3 protein-coding genes and 2 pseudogenes are annotated in these 4,560 nt (G+C 70.5%); 3 read left to right on the top strand and 2 right to left on the bottom strand.

The features are described from left to right. A pseudogene (locus RH94_RS45120) lies at positions 1–172 on the top strand (alpha/beta fold hydrolase); the annotation flags it as partial. Positions 173–376: 204 nt separating this feature from the next. Beyond that, complete coding sequence (locus tag RH94_RS31940; RefSeq protein ID WP_073951831.1) at positions 377–829, top strand: RrF2 family transcriptional regulator; 453 nt, start codon at positions 377–379, stop codon at positions 827–829. 88 nt (positions 830–917) lie between these two features. Here the strand turns inward: RH94_RS31940 and RH94_RS31935 are convergent, their stop codons facing one another. Continuing rightward, on the bottom strand, positions 918–2,108 hold the full coding sequence (locus RH94_RS31935) for a globin domain-containing protein (RefSeq protein ID WP_073951830.1): 1,191 nt from the start codon (positions 2,106–2,108) through the stop codon (positions 918–920). A 308-nt stretch (positions 2,109–2,416) separates the two neighbouring features. On the opposite strand from RH94_RS31935, the gene glnA reads away from it, so the two are divergent. Next, positions 2,417–3,778 carry a type I glutamate--ammonia ligase gene (glnA, locus tag RH94_RS31930; protein ID WP_073951829.1) on the top strand — a complete coding sequence of 454 codons (1,362 nt, stop codon included), beginning with the start codon at positions 2,417–2,419 and terminating at the stop codon, positions 3,776–3,778. Positions 3,779–3,853: 75 nt separating this feature from the next. Here the strand turns inward: glnA and RH94_RS47005 are convergent. Next, positions 3,854–4,365, bottom strand: a pseudogene (locus RH94_RS47005) (site-specific integrase); the annotation flags it as partial. Positions 4,366–4,560 lie beyond the last annotated feature (195 nt).

Genomic DNA, 4,560 nt, shown 5'->3' with positions numbered 1-4,560 from the left:
CTGGCTCGCCCGGCAGCGGGGGCTCGCCGCGGCGCTGGGCGGCACGTTCCGCGTGAGCGGCCCCGCCGGCCATCTGCTCATGCTCGACCGTCCCGAGGACGTCGCCGACGCCGTCCTGCACACGCGCGTGCGTCCGCCCCTCGACAACGAGCGGTGGACGCAGGGCGGTTGAAGCCGGACGGCTTGGTGAAGCCCGAGCAGCCGACAGATGACGGGAATTGCGGCTCGCGTCACCCGGGACGAGAGGGGCCCTTGCCGCGAACGGGGCGCCGGGCCCGCCCTGGTGACGGCCTGCCAGGCGGGCGGGATACGGAAGCGCAGCCGGGGGAGCCGCCGGTAAGTTGAACCTCGGATGCGTATTATCTACCCTGGCGACATGCGGCTGCTGCGCTCCACCGACATGGCGTTGCGCGTCCTGATGCGGCTCGCCGTCGCGGGCGGGTCCACCCCCACGACCCGGGAGGTCGCGGCGGACATGGGCGTGCCGTACACGCATGCCGCGAAGATCGTCGCCGAGCTCCAGCACCGCGGGCTGCTCGCGGCCCGCCGCGGCCGCGGCGGCGGCCTGAGCCTCACCGAGGCCGGCCGGAACGCCTCGGTCGGCGCGCTCGTACGGTCCCTGGAGGGCGAGGGCGACGTCGCCGACTGCGACGGCACCACGCCCTGCCCCCTCAGCTCCGACTGCCGCCTGCGAGGCGCCCTGCGCCGGGCCCAGGAGGCCTTCTACGCCACGCTCGACCCCCTCACGGTCGCCGACATGGTCACGGCCCCGACGGGTCCGCTGCTGCTGGGGCTGCCCAGCGTCCGGGCGGCGTCCCCGATGTCCTGAGCGGACACGCACCATGACGACACGGAGAGGCCGGCCGAGGCGGTGCACACCGTCTCGGCCGGCCTCTCACGCACGCGGGACGGCTCGGTCAGGCCGCGGTCCGGGCCAGCCACAGGTCGGGGCCGAAGACCTCGTAGTGGATGTCGGCCGGGGCCACACCCTTGGCGAGGAGCTGCTCGCGCACCGCCCGCATGAAGGGGAGCGGACCGCACAGGTACGCGCGCGTGCCGGCCGGGACGTCGACGTCGGTGAGGTCGGCCAGTCCGGGCCGCCCGGCGCCCTCGGCGTCCTGCTCGTAGAAGAAGACCGCCCGCGCGTCCGGCAGCTTCGCCGTGTACGCCTCGTGGTCGGAGCGGAGCGCGTGCGCGGCGGGGGAGCGGTCGGCGTGGACCACGGTCACCGGAGCGCTGTGGCCGGCGAGGGAGAGCTGCTCCAGCATGGCGATCATCGGGGTGACGCCGATACCGGCGGAGGCGAGCAGCAGCGGCGCGTCGGTGTCGTCGAGGACGAGGTCGCCGTACGGGGCGGACAGCTGCAGGACGTCGCCCACGCGCACGTGTGCGTGCAGGTGGTTGGAGACCTCGCCGTCGGGGGTCGTGGCGTCACCGGCCACCCGCTTGACGGCGAACTGCCGCACCGGCGAACCGGGCGCCGCGGCCAGGCTGTACTGACGGATCTGCCGGGCGCCGTCCGTGAGCCCGACGCCGACCGAGACGTACTGTCCGGCGCGGTAGCCGGGCACCGGGCCGCCGTCGACCGGGCGGAGCCTGAAGGTGGCCACGTCCGCGGTCTCCTCGATCCGCTCGACGACCTCCCACTCGCGCCAGCCGGTCTGCTCGCTCTGCTCGTACAGCCGCTTCTCGATGGCGATGAGGGCGTTGGCCATCAGCCAGTAGACCTCGGTCCAGGCGGCGGCGACCTCGGGGGTGACCGCGTCGCCGAGTATCTCGGCGATGGCCGCGAACAGGTGCTCGTGGACGATCGGGTACTGCTCCGGGAGGACGCCCAGCGAGGCGTGCTTGTGGGCGATGCGCTCCAGCATCAGGTCGGGCCGCTGCTCGGGGTTGTTCACCAGGTACGTCGCGAAGGCGGCGATGGAGCCGGCCAGCGCCTGCCTCTGCGTGCCGGCGGCCTGGTTGCCGCGGTTGAACAGGTCGCGCAGCAGATCGGGGTGGGCGTCGAACAGCCGGGCGTAGAAGCGCTCGGTGATCTCGCCTATGGCCGCGCCGACGGCGGGGAGGGTGGCGCGGACGGTGGCCGCTGACTGCTCGGACAGCATGGTGACTCCTCGAAGGCTCGATCGTTCGGTGCGATCGCTCGACTGATCGAAACGGTATTGAAACTTGCATTTGAGATGCAAATTAAACGGGCGTGGCCTACGCCACATGGGAAAGGCTTCGGCCAGGACGAGGGAGTCGCTCCGGGAGCAGGACGGGNNNNGGGGCGGGTGGTGGGGCGGGCGGTAGGGCGAGAGGGGTCCGCAACGTGCGCGAAACATCGCTGTGGTGGGATGCTGCACAGGTGCCCGACCGCCTTCCGCGGCGCGCGGACGCGGGCGGTCCGACCGGCAAGGATGGGAAGCGGAAGATGGACAAGCAGCAGGAGTTCGTGCTCCGGACGTTGGAGGAGCGCGACATCCGGTTCGTGCGCCTGTGGTTCACCGACGTGCTCGGCTTCCTCAAGTCCGTGGCCGTGGCCCCCGCCGAGCTGGAGCAGGCCTTCGACGAGGGCATCGGCTTCGACGGGTCCGCCATCGAGGGCTTCGCCCGGGTCTACGAGTCCGACATGATCGCCAAGCCCGACCCGTCCACGTTCCAGATCCTGCCCTGGCGTGCCGAGGCCCCCGGCACGGCCCGCATGTTCTGCGACATCCTCATGCCGGACGGCTCCCCGTCCTTCGCGGACCCGAGGTACGTGCTGAAGCGGGCCCTCGCCCGCGCCTCCGACCTCGGCTTCACCTTCTACACCCACCCCGAGATCGAGTTCTTCCTGCTCAAGGACCGCCCGGTCGACGGCTCCCGCCCCACCCCCGCCGACAACTCCGGCTACTTCGACCACACCCCGCAGGCCGTCGGCATGGACTTCCGCCGCCAGGCGATCACCATGCTGGAGTCGATGGGCATCTCGGTGGAGTTCTCCCACCACGAGGGCGCGCCGGGGCAGCAGGAGATCGACCTGCGGTACGCCGACGCGCTGTCCACCGCGGACAACATCATGACGTTCCGCCTGATCATGAAGCAGGTCGCGCTGGAGCAGGGCCTGCAGGCGACCTTCATGCCGAAGCCGTTCTCGGAGTACCCGGGCTCCGGCATGCACTCGCACCTGTCCCTGTTCGAGGGGGACCGGAACGCGTTCTACGAGTCCGGCGCGGAGTACCAGCTCTCGAAGGTGGGCCGCTCCTTCATCGCGGGTCTCCTCCGCCACGCCGCCGAGATCGCCGCGGTCACCAACCAGTGGGTCAACTCCTACAAGCGCATCTGGGGCGGCTCCGAGCGCACCGCGGGCGCCGGCGGCGAGGCCCCCTCGTACATCTGCTGGGGCCACAACAACCGCTCGGCCCTGGTCCGGGTCCCGATGTACAAGCCCGGCAAGATGGGCTCCGTGCGCGTGGAGTTCCGCTCCCTCGACTCCGGCGCGAACCCCTACCTCGCCTACGCCGTCCTGCTGGCCGCCGGCCTGAAGGGCATCGAGGAGGGCTACGAACTCCCGCCCGGCGCCGAGGACGACGTCTGGGCCCTGTCCAACGCCGAGCGCCGCGCGATGGGCATCGACCCCCTCCCGCAGAACCTGGGCGAGGCCCTGACCCTCATGGAGGCCAGCGACCTGGTCGCCGAAACCCTGGGCGAACACGTCTTCGACTTCTTCCTGCGCAACAAGAAGCAGGAGTGGGAGGAGTACCGCTCGGAGGTCACGGCGTTCGAACTGAAGAAGAACCTGCCGGTGCTGTAAGCACAGGTCAGGGCGGGTTTCCCGTCCATTCGGCGGATGGGGCCGACGGTCGTGGACCGTCGGCCCTACGGCGTTTCACCGCCCCTGGGCCGTCTCTGGGCCGTCCGGCACCGGGCCGGTGTCCTCGTACAGGCTGTCCACAGCCTTCCGGGCCCGCGCGTCGCTACTCGGCATGAGGTGCGTGCAGCCCCGAAGCGTGAACCCTGGATCGCTGTGTCCGAGGTAGTGGCTCAGGGCCTTGATGTTCTCGCCGGCGTCCAGCAGAACCGATGAGTAGAAGTGCCTGAGCGGGTTCATGCCGTGCTCGCGGGCTGCCTGGTGACGGTCGGGCCCGGCTCGGGTGCGGGGATGACGGCGACGAGCGCCGACTTCCATGCTCGGGTGTTGAAGTCGGTCCGACGGATGGTGCCCGCGCCATCGAGGCGGGTGAAGAGCAGCCGCTTGGTGACGAGAGAGCCATTCGGCCGCAGCCACGGCAAGGTGACCTCCGACGGCGGGAATGCCTCCGTGTGGTGCTTGAGTGCCTGCGCCACGCGGTCAGGCAAAGGACCGCGTCTCGCTCTTTGTTTTAGTAGAGCGAAGAAAAGGCAACTGCGGGTTCTCTGCGCTGCGGGCGGGCGGCCCGCATGAGCTCATTTTGAGAGGGTGCGTAAAGCGGAGGCGACGGAACCAACCGGACTCCGATGGCGCCACTGTAAGTCGGGCGACGACGCAACCGTTGCCTTTTGCCGGTAATGATTGGCGAGTGCCGTTCGAGACGGACCCACTGCCTATGCATCGGA

It is taken from the genome of Streptomyces kebangsaanensis (assembly GCF_001906585.1).
In the GTDB taxonomy this organism is placed as follows: Bacteria; Actinomycetota; Actinomycetes; order Streptomycetales; family Streptomycetaceae; genus Streptomyces; species Streptomyces kebangsaanensis.
The sequence above is the reverse complement of the archived record's forward strand: the minus strand, read 5'-3'. Positions and strand labels throughout refer to the sequence as shown.

What these genes read in the sequence shown, in the direction of transcription:
- glnA (WP_073951829.1), top strand. Translation starts at nt 2,417, where the DNA reads ATGGACAAGCAGCAGGAGTTCGTGCTCCGGACGTTGGAGGAGCGCGAC.
- RH94_RS31940 (WP_073951831.1), top strand. Translation starts at nt 377, where the DNA reads ATGCGGCTGCTGCGCTCCACCGACATGGCGTTGCGCGTCCTGATGCGG.
- RH94_RS31935 (WP_073951830.1), bottom strand. Translation starts at nt 2,108, where the DNA reads ATGCTGTCCGAGCAGTCAGCGGCCACCGTCCGCGCCACCCTCCCCGCC.